We start from the raw sequence: 2,529 nt of genomic DNA, 5'->3' as shown, positions 1-2,529 counted from the left end.
GCCAGCACTCAAAAACCACTTTGCTGAGGTTCTTCGCGGTGAGAATGCTTGCGCCCATGGAGAATCCGATGCGTGTGTGGTTTTTGAGTGCTGGCCTGGCCTTGATGTGCATGGCCCAGAACGCAGCGGCGGGTACTGTCCTGATCGTTGGCGATAGTATCAGCGCCGGTTTCGGGCTGGATACCCGCTTGGGTTGGGTATCGCTGCTCGAGCAACGGCTCAAGCAGGAGGGTTTTGACGACAAAGTGGTCAACGCCTCCATCAGCGGCGACACCAGTGCCGGAGGCCAGGCGCGCCTGCCGGCGCTGCTTGCAGAGCATAAGCCGGAGCTGGTGATCCTTGAGTTGGGGGGCAATGACGGCCTGCGCGGGATGCCGCCAACGCAATTGCAACAAAACCTTGCGGCGATGATCGACAGCGCTCGTCAGAGTGGTGCCAAGGTCCTGCTGCTGGGCATGCAATTGCCGCCGAACTACGGCAAGCGTTACACCGATGCCTTCGCCGAGGTCTACGGCCAACTCGCCGACGAGAAAAAGATCCCGCTGGTGCCGTTTTTCCTCGAAGGCGTGGGCGGGCATCCCGATCTGATGCAGGCCGATGGTCTGCACCCGGCAGTCGGGGCTCAGGGCAAGTTGCTGGAAAATGTCTGGCCGACGCTAAAACCGCTGCTTTGAGGCTTTTCTAGTGGCAGGCTTTCGGCTAATGTGGCGCCCCCTTATTTGGAGCCCCCGATGCCGCGTCCTGCCTGGTCCCTGTTTGCCTACCAACTGATCGAGCCTGACGAACAGCTGGACCTGTTCGCCTGCCAGGAAGTGCGGGTGCATCTGGTGACCCGTCAGCTCGAACTCGGTGGCTCGGCAGACCGCACGTTGTGTGGCAGCCTGCTGCCGGCGCAACCGCGCTGGTCGAGTGTGGATCGCCGGGTGTTTCAGGATCAGCGCCTGTGTTCGTTGTGCCGGGCGATCCTTGAGTCGCAGAAACGCGGCACTTCGCCGATCTGGCCGGAGTTGCGTTTCGAGCTGTAAGGTCAAAAGATCGCAGCCTTCGGCAGCTCCTACATGAAGACTTCTGGCTGCCTATCGGCGCATCTCCCCGAATTATCGAGGTGCGGTGTACAATCGCGCTCTTATACCCTTGTTGATCATGCGAAGGATTTTCCGGATGTTGCCGCGCTTTCCTGCCGTCACCCGCTGCCTGTCACTTGCCGCCCTGTGTGTGGCCGGTCCCGTTGCTGCATTGGAGTTTCCCCTGCCACCACCCGGTGAGGACATCATCGGCCAGGTACAGGTGATCAAGGCCAAGTACGAAGACACCTTCGCCGACCTGGGCACCCAGTACGATCTGGGTTACTCGGAGATGGTCGCGGCCAACCCGGGCGTCGATGCCTGGCTGCCGGGCGCCGGTACCGAAATCGTCCTGCCGACCCGGTTCATTCTGCCGCCGGGCCCGCGTGAAGGCATCGTGATCAACCTCGCCGAGTACCGCCTCTACTATTTCCCGAAAGGCCGCAACGTGGTGTACACCTTCCCGTTGGGTATCGGGCGTGAGGGTTGGGGTTCACCCATTGCCCACACCACCATCACCGCCAAGACGCCGAACCCGACCTGGACCCCTCCAGCGTCGATCAAGGCCGAACACGCTGCTGACGGTGATCCGTTGCCGAACGTGGTGCCGGCCGGTCCTGACAACCCGCTGGGCCCGTTCAAGTTCAGCCTCGGCACGCCGGGTTACCTGATCCACGGTTCGAACAAGAAGTTCGGCATCGGAATGCGCACCAGCCACGGTTGCTTCCGCATGTTCAACAACAACGTGCTGGAAATGGCCAGCATGGTCCCAGTCGGCACCTCGGTGCGTATTCTCAACGATGCGTACAAGTTCGGTCGCAGTGGCGGCAAGGTCTATCTGGAAGCGCACACGCCGATCGACGACAAGGGCAACCCGTCGGTGGTCGACAAGCACACGGCGGTGATCAACGCGATGCTCAAGCGTGAAGATATTGCCAATAATGTGCGGGTAAACTGGGACGTGGTGCGCGATGTGGTCGCGGCTGAAGACGGTCTGCCAACCGAAATCGGTACGCCAGGGGCGGCAGCGCCGATGGTTTCGAATACGCCGATCGACCTGCAGCAGTAAGCTCGATCCGGACCCGCCGATGCGTGCAGCGTCGGCGGGTTTTTTATTGCCTGGACAAAAGCCCCGGCCATAAAAAAGCCGACCCAAAAAATGGGTCGGCTTGATAACAATCCCGAGGGATTATTACTTGCGGCTAGCTTTGTCCAGCATGCGCAGAGCACGCTCGTTAGCTTCGTCAGCAGTCTGTTGTGCTTTTTGAGCAGCAGCCAGAGCTTCATCAGGTGTACGGTAAGCTTCGTCTGCACGAGCTTGGGAGCGAGCAGCTGCGTCTTCAGTAGCGGTCAGACGTGCTTCGGTTTCTTTCGATGCGCTGCTGCAACCGGTAGCCAGTACTGCGGCCAGTGCCAGAGCAGAGACTTTCAGAACGGTGTTGAGCGTGTTCCCCTTCACGGTCTT

4 protein-coding genes are annotated in these 2,529 nt (G+C 60.3%); 3 read left to right on the top strand and 1 reads right to left on the bottom strand.

What is annotated here, in order from left to right:
• Positions 1–68 precede the first annotated feature (68 nt).
• From ACIOUG_RS14965 to ACIOUG_RS14955, 3 genes are all read left to right on the top strand, one after another.
• The gene (locus ACIOUG_RS14965) at positions 69–674 is read left to right on the top strand and encodes an arylesterase (protein WP_401066631.1); all 606 of its coding nucleotides are present in this window, start codon (positions 69–71) and stop codon (positions 672–674) included.
• Positions 675–731: 57 nt separating this feature from the next.
• The gene (locus ACIOUG_RS14960) at positions 732–1,025 is read left to right on the top strand and encodes a hypothetical protein (RefSeq protein WP_003226812.1); all 294 of its coding nucleotides are present in this window, start codon (positions 732–734) and stop codon (positions 1,023–1,025) included.
• A gap of 136 nt (positions 1,026–1,161) precedes the next feature.
• Positions 1,162–2,133 (top strand): L,D-transpeptidase family protein, encoded by a 972-nt coding sequence (locus tag ACIOUG_RS14955; protein WP_401066629.1) that lies wholly within the window; start codon positions 1,162–1,164, stop codon positions 2,131–2,133.
• Between the two features lie 123 nt (positions 2,134–2,256).
• Here ACIOUG_RS14955 and ACIOUG_RS14950 read toward each other — a convergent pair whose 3' ends face one another.
• Positions 2,257–2,523, bottom strand: a complete 267-nt coding sequence (locus tag ACIOUG_RS14950) for an Lpp/OprI family alanine-zipper lipoprotein (protein ID WP_401066689.1) — start codon at positions 2,521–2,523, stop codon at positions 2,257–2,259.
• Between the last annotated feature and the right edge of the window lie 6 nt (positions 2,524–2,529).

The organism is Pseudomonas sp. NPDC087803 (assembly GCF_044742995.1).
Lineage (GTDB): Bacteria > Pseudomonadota > Gammaproteobacteria > Pseudomonadales > Pseudomonadaceae > Aquipseudomonas.
The sequence above is the reverse complement of the archived record's forward strand: the minus strand, read 5'-3'. Positions and strand labels throughout refer to the sequence as shown.